Consider the following 23,616-nt stretch of genomic DNA (forward strand, 5'->3'; position numbering starts at 1 on the left):
GCGGTCTAAGCCCCGCTACTCCACATTACTGACCGCTGAACATAAGTCGACTAATGTTGTGCGCAACATTAGTCGACGAGTTGGGGTATTTGCCGATCGACAAGTTCGGCGCCGACGGCTTGTTCCAAGTGATCAGCCAGCGCTACGAACGAGGCTCGACGGTCATTACGACGAATCGTGCCTTCAAGCAGTGGCCCGAGATCTTCAACAACGACAGCACCTTGACCTCGGCCTTGCTCGACCGCTTGCTCCACCACGCCGAATCGGTCGTCATCGACGGGCGCAGCTACCGCATGCGCGATCAGACCGACGCCTGATCTCCTCTCCACCTCAACTTCCGCCGCCGCCGACTCCCCGTCGCCGGCGGCTTTCGCCTTGCGCCAGCCACCCCCTTCACGTCCCCGTCAGCGCTCCACTTTCAAGCCGGCGAATTTGAACCAGATTCACGTCGGCGCGGACAACCCGCAGCAGGTCCTCGACGACCTGCGCGTGAGAAAACAGGAGCTTGTAGCCCGAGTCATGGCTGGAATCGGAGGACATGGTCGGAGTTTGCCTCTTTGTGGCGGCGAATGCCAAACCTTTCAGCGGCTGCTCATCCGTTGACGCCCGTGCTCACTGAGTCTGGATCGAATCGTTGCTGCTGTAGACCCTCCACGCGGCCCCTTCCGTCGCGGTCTGCGAACGGCCTGGTGCTGGACATCAGCCGGTCGGGAAGAGGTCGCCGAGATCGGCAGCATCGAGGAGGTCGAGAGCCCAGGCCTCCAGTTGCTCGGGAGTCGCTTGCGCCAGGCGTTCGCTGACCCACAACGGCAAGACGCCAAAACGCCTTTCGAGCTGCTTTTGCAACAGAAGGCGTTCACCTTCCTGCCGCCCTTCCTGCCGCCCTTCCTGCCGCCCTTCCTGCCGCCCTTCCTGCCTTCCCTCCTGCAATCCCTGCAGCCGTCCTTGCTGAAGGCCATCGGCCTTCCATTGCCTGGTCCATTCCTCTACGGTTTCGGCGAGCATGGTATCGATCTCCTGTAGTTCATTCACTTCGGGTACTTCCTGTCCGGGCATCAGTCGTCGCAGCACGATCCGGTTGATCCAGACCACGAAGGCGCGCCGGAGGCTGGCGTACTGCGGTCCCTGCAATCGTTGCTGCAATTGCGATACGGCTTGCCGTACGTCCGCCGGTACGGCGCTGGTTTCGAGGCGGATGATGCTGGTGACGGTGTTTTGCCGGTCAGACAGGTGCTCCTCGCCGACGGCGCTTTCGTCGAGCAGAAAGTAGCGATGCGCCGGATGATAGCGCTTGAGGCTGCCCGGCAACAGGTCTATGAGTTCGCTGACGTCGCGCGCCGCGTTCCAGCGCTGGCGGCCGTTGTAGAGGACCAGCGGGAAAACGGGCGGCAGCTTTTGCCCCCTGCGGACTTCCCCGGTCTTGATCAGATCCTGATAGAGCAGGCCGGTATAGACCATGACGCGCAGCGCCATCCAGGGGTCCACGCTGCTCTGGAATTCGAGCAGCACGTAGACATAGAGCCATTGACCCTGGCGACGGACGCGCCAGATGATGTCGTCTTCGCGGTCGCGCAGATCATCGCTGACGTAGCTGCCGCTGACCTTCTCCAGTGTCGTGAAGTCCAGCTCAGCGACCCAGTCCTCGGGGACAAAACCCCGCAGCAGGTCCTCGACGACCTGCGCGTGAGAAAACAGGAGTTTGTAGCCCGAGTCATGGCTGGAATCGGAGGACATGGTCGGAGCGGGCATCAGCCGGTCTGGAAAAGGGCTCCGAGATCGGCTGCATCGAGCAAGTCGAGACCCCAGGCCTCCAGTTGCTCAGGAGTCGCTTGCGCCAGGCGTTCGCTGACCCACGGCGGCAAGGCGCCAAAACGGCGTTCGAGTTGCTTCTGCAGCAGAACGCGCTCACCTCGCAGGAGTCCTTGTTGTATCCCTACCTGCAATCCCTCTCGCAATCCCTCTCGCAATCCCTCTCGCAATCCCTCTCGCAATCCCTCCTGCCGTCCCTCCTGCCGTCCTTGCTGAAGGCCATCGGCCTTCCATTGTCTGGTCCATTCCTCTACGGTTTCGGCGAGCATGGTGTCGATCTCCTGTAGTTCATTCACTTCGGGTACTTCCTGGCCGGGCATCAGTCGTCGCAGCACGATCCGGTTGATCCAGACCACGAAGGCGCGCCGGAGGCTGGCGTACTGCGCTCCCTGCAATCGTTGCTGCAATTGCGAAACGGCTTGCCGTACGTCCGCCGGTACGGCGCTGGTTTCGAGGCGGATGATGCTGGTAACGGTGTTTTGCCGGTCAGACAAGTGTTCTTCGCCGACGGCGCTTTCGTCGAGCAGAAAGTAGCGATGCGCCGGATGATAGCGCTTGAGGCTGCCCGGCAACAGGTCTATGAGTTCGCTGACGTCGCGGGCCGCGTTCCAGCGCTGGCGGCCGTTGTAGAGGACCAGTGGGAAAACGGGCGGCAGCTTTTGCCCCCTGCGGACCTCCCCGGTCTTGATCAGATCCTGATAGAGCAGGCCGGTATAGACCATGACGCGCAGCGCCATCCAGGGGTCCACGCTGCTCTGGAATTCGAGCAGCACGTAGACATAGAGCCATTGACCCTGGCGACGGACGCGCCAGATGATGTCGTCTTCGCGGTCGCGCAGATCATCGCTGACGTAGCTGCCGCTGACCTTCTCCAGTGTCGTGAAGTCCAGCTCAGCGACCCAGTCCTCGGGGACAAAACCCCGCAGCAGGTCCTCGACGACCTGCGCGTGAGAAAACAGGAGCTTGTAGCCCGAGTCATGGCTGGAATCGGAGGACATGGTCGGAGCGGGCATCAGCCGGTCTGGAAAAGGGCTCCGAGATCTGCTGCATCGAGCAAGTCGAGACCCCAGGCCTCCAGTTGCTCAGGAGTCGCTTGCGCCAGGCGTTCGCTGACCCACGGCGGCAAGGCGCCAAAACGGCGTTCGAGTTGCTTCTGCAGCAGAACGCGTTCACCTCGCAGGAGTCCTTGTTGTATCCCTACCTGCAATCCCTCTCGCAATCCCTCCTGCCTTCCCTCCTGCCTTCCCTCCTGCCTTCCCTCCTGCCTTCCCTCCTGCCTTCCCTCCTGCCTTCCCTCCTGCAATCCCTGCAGCCGTCCTTGCTGAAGGCCATCGGCCTTCCATTGTCTGGTCCATTCCTCTACGGTTTCGGCGAGCATGGTATCGATCTCCTGTAGTTCATTCACTTCGGGTACTTCCTGGCCGGGCATCAGTCGCCGCAGCACGATCCGGTTGATCCAGACCACGAAGGCGCGCCGGAGGCTGGCATACTGCGGTCCCTGCAATCGTTGCTGCAATTGCGATACGGCTTGCCGTACGTCCGCCGGTACGGCGCTGGTTTCGAGGCGGATGATGCTGGTGACGGTGTTTTGCCGGTCAGACAGGTGCTCTTCGCCGACGGCGCTTTCGTCGAGCAGAAAGTAGCGATGCGCCGGATGATAGCGCTTGAGGCTGCCCGGCAACAGGTCTATGAGTTCGCTGACGTCGCGGGCCGCGTTCCAGCGCTGGCGGCCGTTGTAGAGGACCAGTGGGAAAACGGGCGGCAGCTTTTGCCCCCTGCGGACCTCCCCGGTCTTGATCAGATCCTGATAGAGCAGGCCGGTATAGACCATGACGCGCAGCGCCATCCAGGGGTCCACGCTGCTCTGGAATTCGAGCAGCACGTAGACATAGAGCCATTGACCCTGGCGACGGACGCGCCAGATGATGTCGTCTTCGCGGTCGCGCAGATCATCGCTGACGTAGCTGCCGCTGACCTTCTCCAGTGTCGTGAAGTCCAGCTCAGCGACCCAGTCCTCGGGGACAAAACCCCGCAGCAGGTCCTCGACGACCTGCGCGTGAGAAAACAGGAGCTTGTAGCCCGAGTCATGGCTGGAATCGGAGGACATGGTCGGAGCGGGCATCAGCCGGTCTGGAAAAGGGCTCCGAGATCGGCTGCATCGAGCAAGTCGAGACCCCAGGCCTCCAGTTGCTCAGGAGTCGCTTGCGCCAGGCGTTCGCTGACCCACGGCGGCAAGGCGCCAAAACGGCGTTCGAGTTGCTTCTGCAGCAGAACGCGTTCACCTTCCAGTCTTCCCTCCTGCAATCCCTGCAGCCGTCCTTGCTGAAGGCCATCGGCCTTCCATTGTCTGGTCCATTCCTCTACGGTTTCGGCGAGCATGGTGTCGATCTCCTGTAGTTCATTCACTTCGGGTACTTCCTGTCCGGGCATCAGTCGTCGCAGCACGATCCGGTTGATCCAGACCACGAAGGCGCGCCGGAGGCTGGCGTACTGCGGTCCCTGCAATCGTTGCTGCAATTGCGATACGGCTTGCCGTACGTCCGCCGGTACGGCGCTGGTTTCGAGGCGGATGATGCTGGTGACGGTGTTTTGCCGGTCAGACAGGTGCTCTTCGCCGACGGCGCTTTCGTCGAGCAGAAAGTAGCGATGCGCCGGATGATAGCGCTTGAGGCTGCCCGGCAACAGGTCTATGAGTTCGCTGACGTCACGCGCCGCGTTCCAGCGCTGGCGGCCGTTGTAGAGGACCAGCGGGAAAACGGGCGGCAGCTTTTGCCCCCTGCGGACCTCCCCGGTCTTGATCAGATCCTGATAGAGCAGGCCGGTATAGACCATGACGCGCAGCGCCATCCAGGGGTCCACGCTGCTCTGGAATTCGAGCAGCACGTAGACATAGAGCCATTGACCCTGGCGACGGACGCGCCAGATGATGTCGTCTTCGCGGTCGCGCAGATCATCGCTGACGTAGCTGCCGCTGACCTTCTCCAGTGTCGTGAAGTCCAGCTCAGCGACCCAGTCCTCGGGGACAAAACCCCGCAGCAGGTCCTCGACGACCTGCGCGTGAGAAAACAGGAGTTTGTAGCCCGAGTCATGGCTGGAATCGGAGGACATGGTCGGAGCGGGCATCAGCCGGTCTGGAAAAGGGCTCCGAGATCTGCTGCATCGAGCAAGTCGAGACCCCAGGCCTCCAGTTGCTCAGGAGTCGCTTGCGCCAGGCGTTCGCTGACCCACGGCGGCAAGGCGCCAAAACGGCGTTCGAGTTGCTTCTGCAGCAGAACGCGTTCACCTCGCAGGAGTCCTTGTTGTATCCCTACCTGCAATCCCTCTCGCAATCCCTCCTGCCTTCCCTCCTGCAATCCCTGCAGCCGTCCTTGCTGAAGGCCATCGGCCTTCCATTGTCTGGTCCATTCCTCTACGGTTTCGGCGAGCATGGTATCGATCTCCTGTAGTTCATTCACTTCGGGTACTTCCTGGCCGGGCATCAGTCGCCGCAGCACGATCCGGTTGATCCAGACCACGAAGGCGCGCCGGAGGCTGGCGTACTGCGGTCCCTGCAATCGTTGCTGCAATTGCGATACGGCTTGCCGTACGTCCGCCGGTACGGCGCTGGTTTCGAGGCGGATGATGCTGGTAACGGTGTTTTGCCGGTCAGACAGGTGCTCTTCGCCGACGGCGCTTTCGTCGAGCAGAAAGTAGCGATGCGCCGGATGATAGCGCTTGAGGCTGCCCGGCAACAGGTCGATGAGTTCGCTGACGTCGCGGGCCGCATTCCAGCGCTGGCGGCCGTTGTAGAGGACCAGCGGGAAAACGGGCGGCAGCTTTTGCCCCCTGCGGACCTCCCCGGTCTTGATCAGATCCTGATAGAGCAGGCCGGTATAGACCATGACGCGCAGCGCCATCCAGGGGTCCACGCTGCTCTGGAATTCGAGCAGCACGTAGACATAGAGCCATTGACCCTGGCGACGGACGCGCCAGATGATGTCGTCTTCGCGGTCGCGCAGATCATCGCTGACGTAGCTGCCGCTGACCTTCTCCAGTGTCGTGAAGTCCAGCTCAGCGACCCAGTCTTCGGGGACAAAACCCCGCAGCAGGTCCTCGACGACCTGCGCGTGAGAAAACAGGAGCTTGTAGCCCGAGTCATGGCTGGAATCGGAGGACATGGTCGGAGCGGGCATCAGCCGGTCTGGAAAAGGGCTCCGAGATCGGCTGCATCGAGCAAGTCGAGACCCCAGGCCTCCAGTTGCTCAGGAGTCGCTTGCGCCAGGCGTTCGCTGACCCACGGCGGCAAGGCGCCAAAACGGCGTTCGAGTTGCTTCTGCAGCAGAACGCGCTCACCTTCCAGTCTTCCCTTCTGCAATCCCTCCTGCCTTCCCTCCTGCAATCCCTGCAGCCGTCCTTGCTGAAGGCCATCGGCCTTCCATTGTCTGGTCCATTCCTCTACGGTTTCGGCGAGCATGGTGTCGATCTCCTGTAGTTCATTCACTTCGGGTACTTCCTGTCCGGGCATCAGTCGCCGCAGCACGATCCGGTTGATCCAGACCACGAAGGCGCGCCGGAGGCTGGCGTACTGCGGTCCCTGCAATCGTTGCTGCAATTGCGATACGGCTTGCCGTACGTCCGCCGGTACGGCGCTGGTTTCGAGGCGGATGATGCTGGTAACGGTGTTTTGCCGGTCAGACAGGTGCTCTTCGCCGACGGCGCTTTCGTCGAGCAGAAAGTAGCGATGCGCCGGATGATAGCGCTTGAGGCTGCCCGGCAACAGGTCTATGAGTTCGCTGACGTCGCGGGCCGCGTTCCAGTGCTGGCGGCCGTTGTAGAGGACCAGCGGGAAAACGGGCGGCAGCTTTTGCCCCCTGCGGACCTCCCCGGTCTTGATCAGATCCTGATAGAGCAGGCCGGTATAGACCATGACGCGCAGCGCCATCCAGGGGTCCACGCTGCTCTGGAATTCGAGCAGCACGTAGACATAGAGCCATTGACCCTGGCGACGGACGCGCCAGATGATGTCGTCTTCGCGGTCGCGCAGATCATCGCTGACGTAGCTGCCGCTGACCTTCTCCAGTGTCGTGAAGTCCAGCTCAGCGACCCAGTCTTCGGGGACAAAACCCCGCAGCAGGTCCTCGACGACCTGCGCGTGAGAAAACAGGAGCTTGTAGCCCGAGTCATGGCTGGAATCGGAGGACATGCTCAGATGTTACCCCTTCGCAGTGGCGGATTCCAGGTAAGGAAGCGGCTACGAGCAGGCTGGCTCAGCCGTGCTCCGGGTGTTCCAGTCAATTGCCGTCGAGCTGGCGATCCTGGTGGCCGTTTACTCATGTGCGGATCGGTGCAGGGGTTGCCGGATAGCGGCCCTTGCTCTAGCATGGAACTTGCTTAGGTGACGGCTAGCGTTGCTCCTCGTACTTACCGGAAAACCTTGAACAGCATGAACAAGCAACAAGCAGGTTTCACGCTTATCGAGTTGATGATTGTTGTAGCGATCATCGGCATTCTGGCGGCCATCGCAATACCTCAGTTCGCGGAGTTCTCTCGCAAGGGTGAAGACAAGGCGGCGCAGTCCGATGCGCGCCACCTGTTGACAAGGGCCGCCGTTTCAAACTTCACCGATTAGTCCTCGCCTACCCCGAGATTTGTGCCAGAGGAGCTTCGAGATTCCCTTACCGGCCTTTGCGTGGCCTGAATGAAAGGGAGCGGGGGGCAAAACCACCCTCCGCCCGACTACCGGGCGGAATTGGTGTTTGGGCAGTCTCTATGCGAATGGTGTTGGTGTTGGTGATGGCTCGCCTTGCGCCAATCGGTGTTCGTTTCCCTGGCGGCAATTTGATGCGGCCCGCCGCTGCGATGGGAAGGCAGTCTCCACACGAAGTGACCCAGGCTTGCGCCCTTACCCTGTTGAATCCTGTGATAAGAAACCTATGCCAGGCGACATGTTCTGACAAATTTTGTCAGTCAGGTGACGCTAATGGGTTGTCCCGACGCGTGGCGCGTGCTGGCAAGGGCGCATTCCGGGGAATCCGGGCCTGGCACGGAACCTGCTGACCGTAACGCAACGGATTGTCCGTTGCACTCACCAGAAGGAGATCAATACCATGAAGAAGCTGCAAAAGGGTTTCACCTTGATCGAGTTGATGATCGTTGTGGCGATCATCGGTATTTTGGCCGCCATCGCAATTCCTCAGTTCTCCGAGTACACCAAGAAGGGTGAGGACAAGTCTGCGCAGGCCGACGCACGCAACCTGCTGACGGCTGCGATCGCGAACTCGACCCTGTAACCCCTATTCTGTGCTGATCGGAGATTTTTCATGAAAAACATTATTCTGGGTTCGGTGTTGGCCATCGCGGCCGTAACCTCTTTGTCCGCCAATGCAGTGACCATTTGTACTGGAGGAGTCGCAAAAGACGGTGCGTTAGTTACCTCAGATGCCACCGGCTTTGTGAAGGTCGCGTTTACGCCAAAGTGCTCAGCGAACGTGTTTCTGGACGGCGTTGACCAATCCAGCACGGTTTATGCCGTAGGCGCGGGTTCCGCTAAGGGCAAGAAAGTATTCGTGGGATCAACCGCTGGTGGGTCGGTTTCGCCAATTACAACTGAATGCGCGGCCAGCGGGTGTACACCCAGTGAGGTGTCTACTGCGGCCAGCACCGCTGCGACGGATGCCGCTGGTGCTGGTACTGGTACTGGTACTGGGGGTTAATCAATCCACCCACTCCACTGTTAGTGTTCCGATAGTGGGCGCGCTGCAGAGTGCGCTCACTTGTTTTCTGGCTGACGATCATGTTCGAGTTCGCCCTCTCCGGTCTGCGTTCGGGCCTGCGCGGAAGAAGTTTCCAGGCGGTATTCGTCCTTGGCGTTCTGTTGATCGGGGTCGCCTATCTGTCGGGGTTCTTCTCCCCACGGCAGCCGCAGACGGTGGCGCTGGATGTCGGCTTCTCGGGGATGCGTTTTTCCCTGATCCTGCTGAACCTGTTCTGGGTTCAGGAACTGGTGGCCAGGGAAATCGACCGGAAAATCATTCTCTTCTCCCTGGCCTATCCGGTGTCGCGCGCATCCTTTCTTGCCGGGCGCTTCGCTGCCGTCCTGATCCTGTCGATGCTGGCCGCAATGGTCCTGGGCCTGCTGCTGTTGCTGGCGGTGACGATGGGCGGCGGCGGCTATTCCCAGGAGTTCGCGCCGGCACTTGGCGTCCCGTTCTGGGCGACCGTGGCCGGTTTTGTTCTCGACGCTGCCGTCGTCGCGGCTTTTTCGCTGTGCATCGCTGCGCTATCGACGGTGTCGGCGCTGCCGCTGGCCCTGGGAGCGGCTTTTGCGGTTGCCGGCAAAGCCTTGGGTGTTACCCTTTCCTACCTGTCGCGCGGCGCAGACGGCGACCAGGAAATGCTTGCCCGCTACAATCCCATCGTTGAACTGATCAGGTGGGTGTTGCCCGATCTGTCGCGTCTGGATTGGCGCGAGTGGTCGATGTATCAGTTGGCACCCGGTGCCGAGATCGTCTTCTGGTCGGCCACGCTGGCGGTTGCGTATATCGTTCTGCTCCTGGTTGGTGCGAGTCTGCTTTTGGCAAGACGTGAGTTTTCGTGATGCGACGTTCACTGAGTGCGATGGTCTGCCTGACCGGGGTTCTGGCGCTCGGTGCCTATGCCATTTCCCTGCAGCGTTTGTCGGCGCTGCCAAGGGGAATGGCTGCGCCGGAGTTGCTGATCTCGCTGCCGCGTTTTGCGCAGGTCCTGTTGGCCGGCGGTGACCGTTACCTGGCGGCCAACCTGTCCGGGTTCCGGGTGTTGATCGCCGACACCGGGCGTATGGGTCGTGAGGACTATGCGGTGCAGGGCAGACTGCAACGCGATATCGCCTGGTTCAATCCGGCGCACGAGGATAACTATTACATTGCCGCGGCGATCCTGCCGTGGAACGGTCAGCTCGATGCTGCGCAGTATGTGCTACGCCAGGCATCGGACGCACGCACGTTTGACTGGTATCCGCTGTTTCACTATGGTTTTCTCTTCTATCATTTTCACAAGGATCCGGCGACGGGTGCGCAGTGGCTTCTCAAAGGCGTGCCGCGAGTCAAGGACCAACAGGACGAGTGGGCCTTGCAGAATGTCGCCGCGCTGTGGATCGAGAAGGGCTACCAGACGGCCAATGCTGCGGGATTGGTCGAGGCGATGGCGTCGGATTCCCGGCCCGGAGCCTTCCGGAATTACCTGAAAGTCCGCGCCGGCCGCTTGCGCGACCTGGCGACCCTGCAGAGTGCCGTCGCGATGTTTCGGCAGCGCTACGGGAAGGGTGTCGAAAGACTCGATGAGCTGGTGAGCAGTGGACTGATCGCCGAGCTTCCCAAAGATCCGCTCGGCTTCGGATTCGGTCTCGACGCGTCGGGCTGGCCAATCCTGAATTCAACTTCTCCGAGCGCCAAATGACGGTTCCTGCGATTGCGATTGAGGGTCTCGAAAAGCACTACCCCAGAAGGTGGCGGGCGGCGCCCGTTAGCGCTCTCGGTGGCATATCGCTAAGCGTCGAGCCCGGCGAGGCCTTCGGCTTCATTGGCGCGAACGGCGCGGGCAAGACGACGACGATCAAGATCCTGATGGGGCTGATTCAGGCCACCCGGGGCAACGCCAGCCTGTTCGGGACTGCCGTCCACGTTCCGGATGCCCGCCTGGGTCTGGGTTACGTACCCGAAAACCCCTACCTCTACGACTATTTGACGCCGCTCGAAATCCTCGGCATGGGCATGCGCCTGCATCGGCTCAGGGTCAATGATCCGAAGGCACACTGCATGACCTGGCTGGAGCGCCTGGGTCTGGAGCATGTGGCGAGCAAGGCGGTGCGTTCTTTCTCCAAGGGCATGACGCAGCGGGTGGCGATTGCCCAGGCGCTGTGCATCAAGCCCCGCCTGCTGATTCTCGACGAACCGCTATCCGGTCTCGACCCGATTGGACGCCGCGATGTGGTCGATATCCTTTCCGAGTACAAGCGCGGCGGCGGGACGCTGTTTCTCACCTCGCATGTCCTGCACGATGTCGAGCGGTTGGCGGATCGCTTCGGCCTGATCCATAAGGGACTGCTGCGGGCAGTGCGGGCGCCGGCTGAGCTCACCGGGGATCAGGAAACGGTGATGGTGCGCACCTTTGGCCAGGTGGCGGTGGACGGGATGCGCGAGGATTTCTCCGGGCGCTGGATTGGCGAAGTGCCGCGTGGCGACCTGTGGAACCGCCTGCAGGCCCTGCGTGACGCCGGACACGTGGTGCTGGAAGTCCGCCCCAGCCTGTCGCTGGAGGTGGCGTTCATGCGCGCCGTCGGAGAGTCGTGACCAGGCGCATGCGTGCGGGCCGTCGCACGCTCGGCGGTGGTTTACTGCCAGGAAGATATTCCGTGTTGAGCCAGCGAAGGGCAGCGCCGAGAAAATGAACAGTTCCCACAAGAAGCAGCAGCCAGGGCGTGCGACGCGCGCTCGCCTCGACCCGGAATGTATTGCGCTGATGCGCCTCGTCGACGCGCTCCGGTATGCCGACGTCGAAGCCGCGGCACGCCGTATCCTGGCGAGTCGCCAGACCCATCCGCTGGCGTTGAAGGCCCTGGGTTTTGCCTTGATCGGGCAGGCGCGTTACGACGAATCCTTGCCGATTGTCGCATTTGCGGTTGAGCGTAACCCCGGCGATCCGGAATCGCACAACAACCACGGGATTGTGCTGTCCGCGCTGATGCGCTGGGATGAATCGATCAAGTGCTTCAACCGTTCCATCGAGATCAAGCCGGACGATCCAGAGGTTCTCAAGAACTACGGGGTGGCGCTCGCTCGGATGCAGAAGTACAACGAGGCCGTCCCCTATTTTCTCAAGGCAATCGCCTGTCATCCTGGCGATTACGTCGAGGCCATCGAACAGCTGGCCGGCGCTTTGCTGGCCAGCAATCGCAACGATGAAGCCTGGACCTGTCTGAACGAATTGTGGAAAAACGACAGCGGCAACGCCGCCATTCTGTCGCAACTCCTCGGCGCCAGCCTCAAGCGATGCGATTGGGATGAGCTGCCGGCAAGGCTGCTTACGCTAAGCTCCTTGAGCCACGACTACCACTCCCTGACGGATAACCCCTTCGTGGTTTTCTCGTTTCCCGGCGTAGGGTCTGAAGAACAACGCAGGGTGGCAGAAAATTTCGCCCGCTCGCGTATCCCGGCGAGTGTGCTCGACGCCGCGAACGACCAGCCGGTCTTGTACAGCGAGGCACAAGACAGCCGCCGACGCCTGCGCATTGGCTATCTGTCGGCGGACTACCGGAACCATCCGGTCGGCTTGATCATGCCGCAAGTGCCCGAGTTGCATGATCGCTCGAAGGTGGAAGTGTTCGGGTATTCCATGGGGGTAGACGATCATAGCGACATCCGCCAGCGTTTGAGCGCGGCCTTCGATCATTTCGTTGACCTGCGGGAGTGCAGCGTCAGCGAGACGGCGGAGCGCATTCGTGCAGACCGAATCGAGATCCTGATTGATCTCCAGGGGTGGACCAGTGATGGGCGCCCTGAGGCACTGGCGCTCCGCTGCGCGCCGGTGCAGGTCAATTGGCTAGGGTATGCGGGAACGATTGGCCACCCCAGGCTGGCGGATTACCTACTCGGTGACCCCATGGTGACGCCCTTGCACCACGGCCCGTACTACACGGAGACCATTGCACACCTGCCGGGCTGTTATCTGCCGGCCGACAGTACCCTCGCTTTGACCGCCCCGCCGACGCGACGGGAGGCCGGGCTCCCGGCGACAGGTTTTGTCTATTGTTCGTTCAACAACAGCTACAAGTTCAACCCGCTGGTCTTCGATCTGTGGTGTCGCCTGCTGCGTGAGTCCGATGACAGTTGCCTGTGGTTGAGCCAGCCGGCAGAATCTTCGGCTGACCGTTTGCGGAACGAAGCGCAAGCCCGGGGCGTCGATCCGGGCCGGCTGGTCTTTGCACCGAGAGTGGCGTCAAGGGTGGCTCACTTGTCTCGCCTGCAACTGGCTGACCTGGCGCTCGACCCGTTCCCCTACAACTCCCATTCAACGGGCATCGATGTGCTGTGGGCGGGAGTCCCGATGGTGGCGCTGCTCGGTGATACCTTTCCTGGACGGGTAGGCGCCAGCGTGCTGCGCGCAGCCGGACTCGACGAACTCATTGCCGGCTCGGTTGACGAGTATTATCGGTTGGCCATGGACTTGTTCGGTGATCCGCAGCGCCTGCAGGAGTTGCGCAGAAAGCTGGCAGAGAACAAGCACGGCTGCCCGCTCTTCGACATGCCGCGCTTTGTAAGCTCGCTCGAGGACGTTTATTTCCGGATGTGGGACAACCACTTGCAGGGTACCCGGATGCCCCTGGTCTGATCGTCGCATACCATGCTGTGGATACGTACAGCGAGGCTCGCGGCGGGCTGAGATTTTCAATGCGGAACAAGGTTGCCGCTGGAGCAGGGGTGCAATTGAAGGATATTTGCAGAGTGCACGACTGCATGGCACCGGCGTACGAAGTCTTCCTCAAGCATGTCTGAGCAGGAATCTTGCGGGTCACCCCTTTGCGTCGACCTCGACGGCACGCTGTTGCGCACAGATCTGACAGCGGAAAGCCTGCTCGCCCTCGGCAAGCACAACCCATTGAGCTTGTTTGGCCTGATGCCGAGCCTCCGAAGGGGCAAAGCGGCTTTCAAACTCGCCTTGGCCGATCAGATCAGTTGCGATCCCAGCAGACTGCCATACAACAGCGATGTTCTGGCGATGTTGCAGCTTGCGCGCGCCGAAGGCAGGCGAACGGTCCTCGTCAGTGCCTCTCCTCGATCCTGGGTGGATGCCGTCGCGCGTCACCTGGATCTATTCGATGATGTCCTGGCCACCGACGATGTGTTCACCAATCTTTCAGGATTGGCCAAGGCCGAGAGACTTGTCCGCCGCTATGGAGAACAGGGATTCGACTACGCCGGCAATGCGCGCAGCGATCTCCACGTCTGGCGTCGTGCCCGCAAGGCGATCGTCGTCACGCCGGATCACGGTGTCCTTGCCTGCGCCAAATCGCAAGCGGACGTTGACACCGTGTTCGATGACCGTCCGCCGCGCCTCTGGACCTGGTTGAAGGCGATGCGCCTCTACCAGTGGGCCAAGAACCTGCTGGTATTCGTTCCGCTACTGGGGGCGCACGCCTGGGCGAACACTGCCGCCGTCACACAGGTCTGTCTGGCATTCCTGATCTTCGGTTTGGCGGCGTCGAGCGTCTACCTGCTCAACGATCTGCTCGACCTGGATGAAGACCGGCGCCATCCACGCAAGAGACTGCGTCCCTTTGCCTCGGGCATGTTGCCGGTGGCGCATGGCGTGGTGGCTACGCTGCTCCTCCTTGCCAGCGCGGTCCTGCTGGCCGGGCTTCTGTCGCCCGGCTTTCGTGCCGCCCTTGCCACGTACTATGCCGTCACTCTGGCCTATAGTTTCTACCTCAAGAAACTCGTCCTGATCGACATTCTGGTCCTGGCCGGGCTGTATACCGTGCGCCTCATCGCCGGTGGTGCGGCGGTCAACCTTGGCCTGTCGTTCTGGCTCCTCGCTTTCTCGGTTTTCCTGTTCATGAGCCTGGCACTCGTCAAACGCTACACCGAGCTTCTTGTTCAGCGCGATGCGGGCGCCCTGACCGCTTGCGGGCGTGGCTACCATGTCGATGACTTTCCCCTGTTGCAGAGCATGGGCGTGGTTTCCGGATACATGTCCGTGCTCGTGCTCGCTCTGTACATCAACAGCGATACCGGCAGGGTTCTTTATAGCCATATCGAGTTCATCTGGTTCCTGTGCCTGCTCCTGTTGTTCTGGATCAGCCGGGTCTGGCTGCTGGCCCACCGCGGGCAAATGCATGATGATCCGCTGGTGTTTGCGCTTAAGGATCGCTCCAGTCGAGCGATTGCTCTCATCGCCGTTGTCGCGGTTGGGCTTGCCCTGTGAACAACGTACTCCTATCATCGCTTGCTGGCTGGGGACGCCTGCCGGTCACCCGACAAAAGCTGTTACGCTGCCACGATCGCGCTAGCCCGTTGCCCATCCCTGTTGATGGGACCCTGCTGCCCTACGGCAATGGCCGATCCTACGGCGACGTGCCTCTCAACGACGGAGGCTATGCCCTGCTCACGCGAGGGCTCGACCGTTTCATTGCTTTCGACCCGATCAACGGGCTGTTGCGCGCAGAAGCGGGAATTACTCTGGCCGAAGTTCTGGAGATCATCGTTCCGCAGGGGTGGTTTCTCGCTGTGACGCCTGGCACGCGCTTCGTCACTCTGGGTGGCGCGTTGGCCAATGACGTACACGGCAAGAACCATCACGTTGCCGGAAGCTTCAGTGCCCATGTCACCCGCTTCGAGCTGCTTCGTTCGGATGGCGAGCGCCGACTCTGCCTCCCGCAAGATCCCTGGTTCACTGCGACTGTGGGTGGCCTCGGGCTGACCGGTTTGATCACCTGGTTGGAAATCCGTCTCCAAGCGGTTGCCAACCCCTGGATCATTCTGGAGAACAAGGTATTCCGTAATCTCGAAGAGTATTTCGACATCAACCGGGCCAGCGAGCTTGGCTGGCCCTATACCGTTTCCTGGATCGACTGCGCCGCTCAGGGAAAGACCCTTGGCCGGGGCGTGTATATGGCAGGAAGGCACGCGCCTGTTGGGACAACGTGCACCTCGGTTCGCCCTTCCCGTTTGGTCGTGCCGTTCACTCCGCCCTGCTCATTAGTCAATACCCCTGTACTTCGCACCTTCAACTTCCTGTACTACCATGCTCCCCGACCCCCACAAGCGTGCAGTCACTACGGTCCCTTCTTCTATCCACTGGACCACATGCAGAACTGGAACCGCATTTACGGGCCGCGGGGTTTCTACCAGTACCAATTCGTCGTTCCGCACGAAAATGCCCAGGATGCCGTAGGTGAAGTTCTTGAGCGCATTGCTGTGAGCGGCCAGGGTTCCTTCCTTGCGGTACTCAAGACTTTCGGTAACCTGCCGGCGCAGGGGATGCTCTCTTTCCCGCGCCCCGGAGTGACCCTCGCGTTGGACTTCCCGAACCGTGGCGACGCAACGAAGCAACTGTTTGCCACTCTTGATAGCGTGGTGCGTCAAGCTGGTGGCGCGCTCTATCCCGCCAAGGATGCGCGTATGCAGGGCGACGATTTCCGGCGCGCTTACCCCGCTTGGGAAGCGTTCCAGTCATTCATCGATCCCTGCTTTTCGTCGAATTTCTGGCGTCGGGTCACCTGTCAAGGGTAAAGCCATGTTACGCATCCTGATCTTTGGCGCGACCTCGGCCATTGCCGAAGCCACTGCCCGCCGATTGGCCTCCCCGCAAGCAACTTTCTTCCTGGTGGGACGCAATCCGCAACGACTGGCCGCTATTTCCGACGACCTGCGTGTACGAACCGGCAATCCAGTTCACCAGCAGAGTGCCGACCTCGACGCCCTCGCTCAGCATCCTCGACTCATCGACAAGGCGCTGGCCGCCCTCGGTGGCCTTGACCTGGTACTGATTGCCCATGGCACGTTACCCGACCAGCAGGTCTGCGAGCAGGACGTCGCCAGGAGCATGGCCGCGATTCACACCAATGCCCTGAGTGCCATCAGCTTGAGCAGCCTCATCGCCAATCATTTTGAAACGGTCGGCCATGGCACGCTGGTGGTCATTGGTTCGGTCGCGGGCGATCGCGGCCGGCAAAGCAACTACGTTTATGGGGCCGCCAAGGGAATGCTCGCCATCTTCCTGCAGGGTTTGCGCAACCGCCTGACCGCGGCGGGCTGCCAGGTCATCACCATCAAGCCGGGTTTTGTCGACACGCCAATGACCACTGATTTCCCCAAAGGGGCTCTCTGGGCGCAGCCGGACGATATTGCCCAGGGAATCGTGAAGGCGATCAGAAAAAAGTCGGACGTTGTTTATTTGCCGTGCTTCTGGTACGCGATCATGGGGCTCGTACGAGCCATCCCGGAACGGATATTCAAGCGGATGCCTCTCTGAGGCAATTGATTCAAGGGGTCGGCCATGCCCCTCCGGCAAGACCGCATGACGGTTGTGGAAGAGTTGAGTCAGCAGTGGTCGGCGATGCCGGTACGCAGACACGCAGCATCGCCTGCATCATGTCAGGATACTCGAATCCCCTAGTCGACGCGGGGTATCAGCGTTGACGACTCCGATCGACCGCCAAGCCATGCAAGGCTTGGCGGCATGAAAGCCGGATCAGGTGACCATGAAGTCAAGGCTGGTCAAGACCGGGTGCGTGTCGAGCGTGGCGAACAGCACCGCCGTGCTCGCCGCGCCGCTGCCGTCGGCATCGTAGTAGAGATTTCCGGTGGTGGTGTTGTAGATCAGGTAGTCATTGGCGTCCGCCGCGCTGATGATCCCGGCGCCCGAGCGGAACGAGGTGGCCGCCAGCGTGCCGAGTGTTGTCAGTGAGGTGAAAATCGCGTTTTCCAGTTGAATGGTATCGTCGACGACGTTGAAGTCGGTGATCGTGTCTCGGTTGGTGCTGGCATTGAGCAGTGTGTCGAAGCGAATGATGTCGCTCCCCAGCCCACCAGTCAGAATGTCGTTGTCCAAGCCACCATTGAGCAGGTCGTTGCCGAGACCACCATCCAGCTTGTTGGCAGACAGGCTGCCCGTCAGGGTGTCGTTGAAGTTGCTGCCGGTGAGGTTCTCGAAGTTCAGGATGGTGTCGGAACCGGAGCCGCCGGTGGTCTGCGCCGAAGTCAAAGCGAGATTGACCGTCACCCCGGTGCTCGTGGCGAACTGATACGAAACCGTGTCGATACCAATACCCCCATTCAGCACGTTGTTGAGCGCATTGGCCGAGATGACATTGTCGAGCGTATTGCCGGTCCCGTTGATCGACGCAGTGCCGGTGAGTTTCAGATTTTCGACGTTGGCGCCCAGGGTGTAAGTAATGCTCGTTTCGACGGTATCGATCTGGGTGAGGCTGTTGTTGGTTTCGATCACCTGATCGGCAGCATTGTCGACGGTATAGACGTCATTGCCGTCGCCACCGGTCATCGTATCGGCACCGCTCAGACCATCGAGCACGTTATTGCCGGAATTGCCGGTGAGAGCGTTGGCCAGTGTGTTGCCGGTGGCATTGATGGCGGCGCTGCCGACGAGCTCCAGGTTTTCCACGTTGGCGCCCAGGATGTAGGTCACGCTGGATTTGACGCTGTCGATCCCGGTCCCGGTCCCGCTTGATTCGGTGATCACATCGCCGGCATGGTCCACGAGGTAGAGGTCGTTGCCGCCGCCGCCAGCCATGGTGTCGGCTCCCGCCAGACCGTTGAGCGTGTTGTTGCCGGAATTGCCCGTGAGGCTGTTGGCCAGCGTGTTGCCGGTGCCGTCAAGGTAAGCGACACCGGTGAGCAGCAGATTCTCGACATTGCTGGTCAGCGTATAGCTCACACTCGTTTCGACGAGGTCGGTGCCGCCGCTGGCCGAGGTTTCGATGACCTGATCGCCGGCGTCGTCCACGACATAGATGTCATTACCGTCGCCGCCGGTCAGCGTGTCGCTGCCGACTGCTCCATCGAGGCGGTTGGTGTTGGCATCGCCGGTGAGGGTGTCACCGAAGGAGGTTCCCGTCAGGTTCTCAATGTTGATCAAGGTATCGCTACCGGCGTTGATCGTGTTCTGGGCGGTGCTCAGGCTCAAATTGACCTTGACCGGACCAGAGCTGATGAACTGGTAAGACACCGTATCCGTTCCCAGACCCCCATTGAGCACGTTGTTGCCGGCGTTGGCATAGAGAATGTTGTTCGAATTGTTGCCCGTGCCATTGATATGGCGTGTACCCATGAGTTGCAGGTTTTCGACATTGGTCGTCAGGGTGTAGGCGGTCAACGCCAGGTCGAGCGGGTCGAACTGGACGGTATCGATCTGGGTGGCGAGGGTGTTGCTTTCACTGACCACGTCGCCGGCGTGGTCGACGACATAGAGGTCGTTACCATCGCCGCCGCTCATGGTGTCGGCGCCGCCCTTGCCGTCGAGGATGTTGTTGCCCGAGTTGCCGATGAGACTATTGGCCTGGGTGTTGCCGGTGCCGTTGAGGTTCGCCGTGCCGGTGAGCTGCAGCACCTCGACGTAGTTCGACAAAGTGTAGTCGACGCCGGCCAGGACGGTGTCACTCTGGGTCAGCGCGGCATTGGTTTCGATGGCCTTGTCGTCAACGTCATCCACCACAAAGGTGTCGTTTCCGTCGCCGCCGGTCATGAGGTCTGCGCCGCTCAGACCGTTGATGACGTTGTCGAAGGCATTGCCGGTGAGGGTGTCGTTCAGGGAGCTGCCGGTCAGGTTCTCGATGCCGAGCAGCGTGTCGAATCCGCTGACCCCTGTATTCTGGGCCGTCGTCAGGCTCAGGTTGACGATGACGCCGATCGGCGAGAGGCCACTCGTGGCGAGAATGTACTCGTACGAGACGGTGTCCAGGCCACCACTGCCACCATTGAAGACGTTGTTGCCGACGGTGCCGATGAGAATGTCGTTGAAATTGCTCCCGGTGACGTTTTCGAAGTTGAGCAGGGTGTCGATGACAGCACCGATCGTGCCGGTGCCGGTCGTCGTCAGACCGCCGAGGTTGACCTTGACCATCGCCGTGGCGGACGCGTAGGAAACGGTGTCGCTGCCGAGCCCGCCGTCGAGGATGTTTTTGTTGGCGTTGCCGGAGAGGAGATCGCCGAAGCTGCTGCCGGTCAGATTCTCGAAGTTGATCAGCGTATCGAGACCCGAACCGACGGTGTTCTGGGCAGTGGCGAGGCCCAGATCGACGGTGACGCCGGCGCTGGCGCCGAACTCGTAGGAGAGCGTGTCGCCACCAGCACCGCCATCGAGCAGGTTCGCGCCACGGTTGGCCCAGATGATATTGTCGAGTGTGTTGCCGGTACCGGAGAGACCCGCCGTTCCCATCAGTTGCAGGTTCTCGACGTTCGTCCCCAGCGTATAGTTGACCAGCGCCTTGACAGTGTCGATCCCTCCGCTAAGGGTTTCGTCGACCACGTCGGCAAGATTCTCGACGATGTAGGTGTCGTTGCCGCCACCGCCGGTCATGCTGTCGACGCCGGTTCTCCCGTCGAGGACGTTGGCCGCCGCATTACCCTTGAGGACGTTGTTGAGTGCGTTGCCGGTGCCGTTGATCGCCGGGGAGCCGCCAGAGCCAGAGATGAGGGTGCCGAAGACGGTGTAGTCCATCAGCGTCAGGTTCTCGACGTTGGCGCCGAGCCGGTAATTGACGACCGAGAGTACGGTATCGATCTGCGAAGTGGCGGCATTGGTCTCGATGACCGTTTCGCTACCGACGACGATATAGGTGTCGTTTCCGTCGCCCCCGGTCAGCATGTCTCCTCCGCCATAGCCGCCCACCAGCACATTGTTGCCGGCATTACCGGTCAGGTTATCATCGTAGGCGCTGCCGACCAGGTTCTCGAAGTTGCTCAGCGTATCGATGCCGGAACCTTCGGTATCCTGAGGGCCGACGACGGCCAGACTGACGGTGACCCCGCTCGTGGCACCGTAAAGGTAGGACGCGGTGTCTCCCCCACCCTGGATCAGACCGAAATGGGTGACGCCGGCGCTGATGCTGCCGTACAGGTAGGCGACGGGGTTGCCGCCGCCGCTGACCGGGTTGCCACCGCCGTCGAGGATGTTGTCGCCGCTGTTGGCGAAGATCTGGTTGTCGATTGCGTTGCCCGTGCCGTTGAGGTTGGCCGAACCCATCAGTCTGAGGTTTTCGACGTTCGCCGTCAGCGTGTAATTACCGATGAAGGATTGCACCGTATCGACCTGGGTGAAGCTGGAGCTGGCTTCGCTGACCGTGTCGCCTACGTCGTCCACGACGTAGGTATCGTCGCCGTCGCCACCGATCATGGTGTCGGCGCCGGTCCTGCCGTCGAGGAAGTTGTCGCGGAAGTTGCCGGTAAGCGTGTTGGCCAGCGTGTTGCCGATAGCGCTGATGATCGGTGGGGTTGTGGCTGTCCCAACGATTTCAAGGTTCTCGACGTTCGCTCCCAGCGTGTAGCTGATGAAGGTCCGCACGGTGTCGATCTGGGTGGCGCTGTTGTTGGTCTCGATGACCGTGTCGCCAGAGCTCTCGACGATATAGGTGTCGTTGCCGTCGCCGCCGGTCATGGTGTCGGCGCCGGCCATGCCATCGAGGAGGTTGTTGCCGGCATTGCCGGTCAGGCGGTTGGCCAGGGTGTTGCCGGTGCCATTGATGCTGGAAGTGGTCAGCAGTTGCAGGTTTTCGACACCGGTAGCCAGCGTGTGGCTGATACTCGCCTGTACCGCGTCGATCCCACCCAGGGCGGTCGCGGCTTCGCTGACGACATCGCCGAGATTGTCCACGACGTAGGTGTCGTTGCCGTCGCCGCCGACCATCACGTCACTGCCGGCGCCGCCATTGAGCGTGTCATTGCCTCCCAACCCGAACAACATGTCATTGTTGATACTACCCACCAGGAAGTTCGAGAGATCGTCGTCGTGCGCGGTGCTGTTGTCGCCGACGAGCAGCAGGCCACCATTCTGGAACTGGACATGCGCCGCCGTATTCCCCAAAGGACCTCCGGTGAGCTTCCAAAGCGTCATCCCGGTCAGGGTTACCGTCTTGGCGGGCAGCGACGGCGGTCCGCTCAAGGCCGAATAGCCCAGGGTCAGGCCGGTAACGGTCTCGTTGATTCGCAGTTCGTTCGTCAGGTAGAGGGGCGAGTCAAAGATCAGGTAGTCGACGTCCGGATTGAAGGTGATGGTTTGACCATTGGTCAAGGTGCTGAAGTTATAGGTTGTCATTATTATTTGGCTCCTCTAAGGGTGATTGATAGGCGAATCAAATCCAATGCTCAAGTTACACATGCCTGCTTCAGATATCCGGAGTGTCGATGACTTCACAATTCCTGCCATGGTGCCAAGCCGAACAATCCCAAGGAATGGGCATTCGGAAGATGGTGCAAAGGAAAGTGACAGACGCCAGCACGAACGTGCATGGACTACGGCAACCCAGCCACCCTTCCAAACTTCAAGTTAGGGCCTGCGGTTTTGCGTCCGGGGCTCTCGCTCCGTTTGCTCTTATCTTCTCTTGATAGACTAACCGACAATCAATGACTGTTGTTGACCTGCATCAAAAGCAACCGATGAAAAACTTCGATTGGCGGTTTTGTCGGATCAGGTGGCCGGAATCGCTCCACAGATTCCGGGCGCATACCCGAAACGGATCTTTGTCTGTCGCTCAATGGAGCGTAGCAGATTATTGTAGGAGACATCGGGTTCGCCCAGGATTTGCGCGTAGCCTACAGACAACGCGTGGCGGACGGAGGTCATTGCCAAGCAGTATGTAAGTCCGGATGCAGGGGTCGGCGGTCCCGCCGCACGACTCTTGTCCCACTCAGTGAAAGCGCTTTCAGCGTGTACCAGTGCAAGCAAAGCAGCAGCCCCGTAGCCGCGGTGAACTCGCCTGGCAAGTGTTTCCGCTTCCAGATAGCGTTGTTTCGATAACAGGACAGGCAAAATCTGATCTCGTATGGCGTTGTGGAATTCGGGTTGTCGCTCATACTCCAGGGCGCGCAGCGTCGTCCCGAGCTCCCATTCGCCTACACGCTTCCAGGTGATCAGCGCCATCGGCACGCTTATCATCAACAGCAGGGCGATGATTCTGCGCGGCTGCGCCAGACAACCCATGACATCGACCAGTACGATGGCGAGGCCACCAACCGAAACGAACAGGAAACGTTCGCTGGCCATCGACCAGGTGGTGAAGGGTATCAGCTGCAGGTAGACAGCCCAGGGCACGACGGCCAGCACGACGCCGAGAGGCCACAGTACACGCCGCACGCAGAGGACAGCAAGAGCCAGCAGTGTCAGCAGCACTCCGGCCATGGAAGTCAGCCAGTGCCATTCGCCCATCCGATACACATCGTGGTAGAGCCCCATGGGATGGGGAAGTAGCAGCAGGCCACCCAGCATGCTGAATATTCTCGACGCGCGGTCGAACACGGCCATTCCGCCGGGGTGGTTCTCGATGCGGATGCCGGTTGTCTCGGCGACCTTCATATGCACGATCGCGGCGAAGACAACAACCACCCATAGTAGCATCAGGGTCGCGATTTTCCTCTCTGTGGCAACCTCTGGATCCTGTCGCCAGGCTGCGACAATCAGCGTCGTCAAGAAAAGCACCTGGGCCATCCCTGCGGCCTTGCTGAAACAGGCCAACAGCAGCAGCACTGCTGCAGACAACCCGTACCTGTAGGGCCATCCGGTTCGCAGGCCACGGGCGAGTGTCGCTGCCGCCAGAAAACCAATGGCACCGGCCATGAGGTCCTTGCGGGAAGCGACCCAGGCCGCCGCCTCGACATGGGCGGGGTGGACGACGAACAGCACGCTACCGCAAAGCGCCAAAACGCTGGCCTGGCCAGTCCAGGCTGGTCGGAAGAGCAGGATCAGTTCCTTGATCAGCCACCAGAAGGCGGCTGCGGAGAGCCCGTACCAGGCGAGATTCGAAAAGTGGAAGCCAAAGGGATCGTCGCCAAACAGTCGAAAATCAAGCCAGTAGCCAAAGTCACGCAGCGGCAGGAATTCCCAGGCATTGGCCGGCTTCAACAGGAACAGATAGAGGTCAGCCCATGGCAGATACCGCACCATGCGATTGGTGAACGCCAGGTAGATGTCGTCATCGGCGAACAGGTTGTGGAACAGAGTGGGCAGGAAGAGGCAGAAACTGCAGACCACTAGCAGGGCGGCAGTTGTGCGCAGCATTCTCCACTGGGGATCCAACTGATTCGCACGCCACTCCCAGTGCGTTGACCGGTGCGCTTCATG

The 23,616-nt window shown here is 60.7% G+C and carries 19 protein-coding genes, 1 pseudogene and 1 riboswitch; of the genes and pseudogenes, 11 read left to right on the forward strand and 9 right to left on the reverse strand.

Going from position 1 to position 23,616, the window contains the following annotated elements; genetic code table 11:
* Window positions 1-68 precede the first annotated feature (68 nt).
* Window positions 69-317, forward strand: a pseudogene (locus AC15MQ_RS03595) (ATP-binding protein); the annotation flags it as partial.
* A 76-nt stretch (window positions 318-393) separates the two neighbouring features.
* On the opposite strand, the gene AC15MQ_RS03600 reads toward AC15MQ_RS03595, so the two are convergent.
* From AC15MQ_RS03600 to AC15MQ_RS03630, 7 genes are all read right to left on the reverse strand, one after another.
* Window positions 394-540 carry a hypothetical protein gene (locus AC15MQ_RS03600; RefSeq protein ID WP_483079344.1) on the reverse strand — a complete coding sequence of 49 codons (147 nt, stop codon included), beginning with the start codon at window positions 538-540 and terminating at the stop codon, window positions 394-396.
* 159 nt (window positions 541-699) lie between these two features.
* Window positions 700-1,749 (reverse strand): Rpn family recombination-promoting nuclease/putative transposase, encoded by a 1,050-nt coding sequence (locus AC15MQ_RS03605; RefSeq protein ID WP_483079345.1) that lies wholly within the window; start codon window positions 1,747-1,749, stop codon window positions 700-702.
* Window positions 1,749-2,822 (reverse strand): Rpn family recombination-promoting nuclease/putative transposase, encoded by a 1,074-nt coding sequence (locus tag AC15MQ_RS03610; RefSeq protein WP_483079346.1) that lies wholly within the window; start codon window positions 2,820-2,822, stop codon window positions 1,749-1,751. The genes AC15MQ_RS03605 and AC15MQ_RS03610 overlap by 1 nt, the downstream gene beginning before the upstream one ends.
* Window positions 2,822-3,931 carry an Rpn family recombination-promoting nuclease/putative transposase gene (locus tag AC15MQ_RS03615; RefSeq protein WP_483079347.1) on the reverse strand — a complete coding sequence of 370 codons (1,110 nt, stop codon included), beginning with the start codon at window positions 3,929-3,931 and terminating at the stop codon, window positions 2,822-2,824. The genes AC15MQ_RS03610 and AC15MQ_RS03615 overlap by 1 nt, the downstream gene beginning before the upstream one ends.
* Window positions 3,931-4,932: an Rpn family recombination-promoting nuclease/putative transposase gene (locus AC15MQ_RS03620; RefSeq protein ID WP_483079348.1), complete on the reverse strand. Its 1,002-nt coding sequence runs from the start codon at window positions 4,930-4,932 to the stop codon at window positions 3,931-3,933. Before AC15MQ_RS03620 ends, AC15MQ_RS03615 begins: the two co-directional genes overlap by 1 nt.
* Window positions 4,932-5,981: an Rpn family recombination-promoting nuclease/putative transposase gene (locus AC15MQ_RS03625; RefSeq protein WP_483079349.1), complete on the reverse strand. Its 1,050-nt coding sequence runs from the start codon at window positions 5,979-5,981 to the stop codon at window positions 4,932-4,934. Before AC15MQ_RS03625 ends, AC15MQ_RS03620 begins: the two co-directional genes overlap by 1 nt.
* Window positions 5,981-6,991 carry an Rpn family recombination-promoting nuclease/putative transposase gene (locus AC15MQ_RS03630; RefSeq protein WP_483079350.1) on the reverse strand — a complete coding sequence of 337 codons (1,011 nt, stop codon included), beginning with the start codon at window positions 6,989-6,991 and terminating at the stop codon, window positions 5,981-5,983. The genes AC15MQ_RS03625 and AC15MQ_RS03630 overlap by 1 nt, the downstream gene beginning before the upstream one ends.
* A 240-nt stretch (window positions 6,992-7,231) precedes the next feature.
* Between AC15MQ_RS03630 and AC15MQ_RS03635 the strand changes: the two genes are divergently transcribed.
* From AC15MQ_RS03635 to AC15MQ_RS03680, 10 genes are all read left to right on the forward strand, one after another.
* Window positions 7,232-7,417, forward strand: coding sequence for a prepilin-type N-terminal cleavage/methylation domain-containing protein (locus AC15MQ_RS03635; RefSeq protein ID WP_483079351.1), 186 nt, complete (start codon window positions 7,232-7,234; stop codon window positions 7,415-7,417).
* Window positions 7,418-7,895: 478 nt separating this feature from the next.
* Window positions 7,896-8,078: a prepilin-type N-terminal cleavage/methylation domain-containing protein gene (locus AC15MQ_RS03640; RefSeq protein ID WP_287665708.1), complete on the forward strand. Its 183-nt coding sequence runs from the start codon at window positions 7,896-7,898 to the stop codon at window positions 8,076-8,078.
* Between the two features lie 30 nt (window positions 8,079-8,108).
* Window positions 8,109-8,501, forward strand: a complete 393-nt coding sequence (locus AC15MQ_RS03645) for a hypothetical protein (protein WP_483079352.1) — start codon at window positions 8,109-8,111, stop codon at window positions 8,499-8,501.
* Between the two features lie 50 nt (window positions 8,502-8,551).
* Entirely contained in the window at window positions 8,552-9,385 is an 834-nt protein-coding gene (locus AC15MQ_RS03650; protein ID WP_483079353.1) for an ABC transporter permease, read from the forward strand.
* On the forward strand, window positions 9,385-10,224 hold the full coding sequence (locus tag AC15MQ_RS03655) for a hypothetical protein (protein WP_483079354.1): 840 nt from the start codon (window positions 9,385-9,387) through the stop codon (window positions 10,222-10,224). The genes AC15MQ_RS03650 and AC15MQ_RS03655 overlap by 1 nt, the downstream gene beginning before the upstream one ends.
* Complete coding sequence (locus AC15MQ_RS03660; protein ID WP_483079355.1) at window positions 10,221-11,117, forward strand: ABC transporter ATP-binding protein; 897 nt, start codon at window positions 10,221-10,223, stop codon at window positions 11,115-11,117. Before AC15MQ_RS03655 ends, AC15MQ_RS03660 begins: the two co-directional genes overlap by 4 nt.
* Before the next feature lie 94 nt (window positions 11,118-11,211).
* Entirely contained in the window at window positions 11,212-13,155 is a 1,944-nt protein-coding gene (locus tag AC15MQ_RS03665) for an O-linked N-acetylglucosamine transferase, SPINDLY family protein (protein ID WP_483079356.1), read from the forward strand.
* 156 nt (window positions 13,156-13,311) lie between these two features.
* Window positions 13,312-14,748, forward strand: coding sequence for a UbiA family prenyltransferase (locus AC15MQ_RS03670; RefSeq protein WP_483079357.1), 1,437 nt, complete (start codon window positions 13,312-13,314; stop codon window positions 14,746-14,748).
* Window positions 14,745-16,055 (forward strand): FAD-binding oxidoreductase, encoded by a 1,311-nt coding sequence (locus tag AC15MQ_RS03675; protein ID WP_483079358.1) that lies wholly within the window; start codon window positions 14,745-14,747, stop codon window positions 16,053-16,055. The genes AC15MQ_RS03670 and AC15MQ_RS03675 overlap by 4 nt, the downstream gene beginning before the upstream one ends.
* A gap of 4 nt (window positions 16,056-16,059) precedes the next feature.
* Window positions 16,060-16,797, forward strand: a complete 738-nt coding sequence (locus tag AC15MQ_RS03680) for an SDR family oxidoreductase (RefSeq protein ID WP_350495196.1) — start codon at window positions 16,060-16,062, stop codon at window positions 16,795-16,797.
* 219 nt (window positions 16,798-17,016) lie between these two features.
* On the opposite strand, the gene AC15MQ_RS03685 is transcribed toward AC15MQ_RS03680, so the two are convergent.
* Together AC15MQ_RS03685 and AC15MQ_RS03690 are read right to left on the reverse strand one after the other, a co-directional pair.
* On the reverse strand, window positions 17,017-21,594 hold the full coding sequence (locus tag AC15MQ_RS03685; RefSeq protein ID WP_483079359.1) for a beta strand repeat-containing protein: 4,578 nt from the start codon (window positions 21,592-21,594) through the stop codon (window positions 17,017-17,019).
* 198 nt (window positions 21,595-21,792) lie between these two features.
* Window positions 21,793-21,879: riboswitch (cyclic di-GMP riboswitch) on the reverse strand.
* A gap of 87 nt (window positions 21,880-21,966) precedes the next feature.
* Window positions 21,967-23,553, reverse strand: a complete 1,587-nt coding sequence (locus AC15MQ_RS03690; protein WP_483079360.1) for a hypothetical protein — start codon at window positions 23,551-23,553, stop codon at window positions 21,967-21,969.
* Window positions 23,554-23,616: the final 63 nt, after the last annotated feature.

This window comes from Candidatus Accumulibacter propinquus, assembly GCF_056856495.1.

Bases quoted from the DNA above. Each gene is read 5' to 3' on its own strand.
- AC15MQ_RS03600 (WP_483079344.1), bottom strand. From the start codon at position 540: ATGTCCTCCGATTCCAGCCATGACTCGGGCTACAAGCTCCTGTTTTCT.
- AC15MQ_RS03605 (WP_483079345.1), bottom strand. From the start codon at position 1,749: ATGCCCGCTCCGACCATGTCCTCCGATTCCAGCCATGACTCGGGCTAC.
- AC15MQ_RS03610 (WP_483079346.1), bottom strand. From the start codon at position 2,822: ATGCCCGCTCCGACCATGTCCTCCGATTCCAGCCATGACTCGGGCTAC.
- AC15MQ_RS03615 (WP_483079347.1), bottom strand. From the start codon at position 3,931: ATGCCCGCTCCGACCATGTCCTCCGATTCCAGCCATGACTCGGGCTAC.
- AC15MQ_RS03620 (WP_483079348.1), bottom strand. From the start codon at position 4,932: ATGCCCGCTCCGACCATGTCCTCCGATTCCAGCCATGACTCGGGCTAC.
- AC15MQ_RS03625 (WP_483079349.1), bottom strand. From the start codon at position 5,981: ATGCCCGCTCCGACCATGTCCTCCGATTCCAGCCATGACTCGGGCTAC.
- AC15MQ_RS03630 (WP_483079350.1), bottom strand. From the start codon at position 6,991: ATGTCCTCCGATTCCAGCCATGACTCGGGCTACAAGCTCCTGTTTTCT.
- AC15MQ_RS03635 (WP_483079351.1), top strand. From the start codon at position 7,232: ATGAACAAGCAACAAGCAGGTTTCACGCTTATCGAGTTGATGATTGTT.
- AC15MQ_RS03640 (WP_287665708.1), top strand. From the start codon at position 7,896: ATGAAGAAGCTGCAAAAGGGTTTCACCTTGATCGAGTTGATGATCGTT.
- AC15MQ_RS03645 (WP_483079352.1), top strand. From the start codon at position 8,109: ATGAAAAACATTATTCTGGGTTCGGTGTTGGCCATCGCGGCCGTAACC.
- AC15MQ_RS03655 (WP_483079354.1), top strand. From the start codon at position 9,385: ATGCGACGTTCACTGAGTGCGATGGTCTGCCTGACCGGGGTTCTGGCG.
- AC15MQ_RS03660 (WP_483079355.1), top strand. From the start codon at position 10,221: ATGACGGTTCCTGCGATTGCGATTGAGGGTCTCGAAAAGCACTACCCC.
- AC15MQ_RS03665 (WP_483079356.1), top strand. From the start codon at position 11,212: ATGAACAGTTCCCACAAGAAGCAGCAGCCAGGGCGTGCGACGCGCGCT.
- AC15MQ_RS03670 (WP_483079357.1), top strand. From the start codon at position 13,312: ATGTCTGAGCAGGAATCTTGCGGGTCACCCCTTTGCGTCGACCTCGAC.
- AC15MQ_RS03680 (WP_350495196.1), top strand. From the start codon at position 16,060: ATGTTACGCATCCTGATCTTTGGCGCGACCTCGGCCATTGCCGAAGCC.
- AC15MQ_RS03685 (WP_483079359.1), bottom strand. From the start codon at position 21,594: ATGACAACCTATAACTTCAGCACCTTGACCAATGGTCAAACCATCACC.
- AC15MQ_RS03690 (WP_483079360.1), bottom strand. From the start codon at position 23,553: ATGCTGCGCACAACTGCCGCCCTGCTAGTGGTCTGCAGTTTCTGCCTC.